The sequence below is a fragment of the Alicyclobacillus hesperidum subsp. aegles genome, from assembly GCF_027923525.1.
Taxonomy (GTDB): Bacteria; Bacillota; Bacilli; order Alicyclobacillales; family Alicyclobacillaceae; genus Alicyclobacillus; species Alicyclobacillus aegles.
This window is the reverse complement of the sequence record NZ_BSBJ01000058.1, coordinates 1-422: the sequence shown is the minus strand read 5'-3', so window position 1 is coordinate 422 and position 422 is coordinate 1. Positions and strand designations below refer to the sequence as shown.

At 55.5% G+C, this 422-nt stretch carries 1 rRNA gene; it reads right to left on the bottom strand.

The features are described 5' to 3' along the window. Positions 1-6 precede the first annotated feature (6 nt). A 5S ribosomal RNA gene (gene rrf, locus QMF38_RS11440) occupies positions 7-123 on the bottom strand. Positions 124-422: the final 299 nt, after the last annotated feature.

Below are 422 nucleotides of genomic sequence, written 5' to 3'. Positions count from 1 at the left end.
TCTCTTGCCTGGCAACGACCTACCTTCCCAGTCCCTCTCGAGACAAGTATTCTCGGCGCTGGAGGTCTTCACGTCCGTGTTCGGGATGGGTACGGGTGTTTCCCCTCCGCTATGGTCACCAGACTTTCATGCTTCGTTTGCTCCTCGCTCACACGGCTTCGGCCTTCGGCCTGCAGATGTGTTCGCTCGGACCAAACTTCGCTTCAGGTTGTCCTTCGTGCAACCTTTGTGCTGTGTTCGTTTGCCCCGCACTCACGCGGCTTTGGCTTTTGCCTGCCGGTGTGCTTACTCAGAACAAACTTCGCTTCAGGTTGTCTTCTGCTATGTACCTTTGCTTCTGCTATGAAATGACCTTGCTTGCGGGTGAAGCCCTCGACCGATTCGTATCTGTCCGCTCCACGTATCACTACGCTTCCACGCCA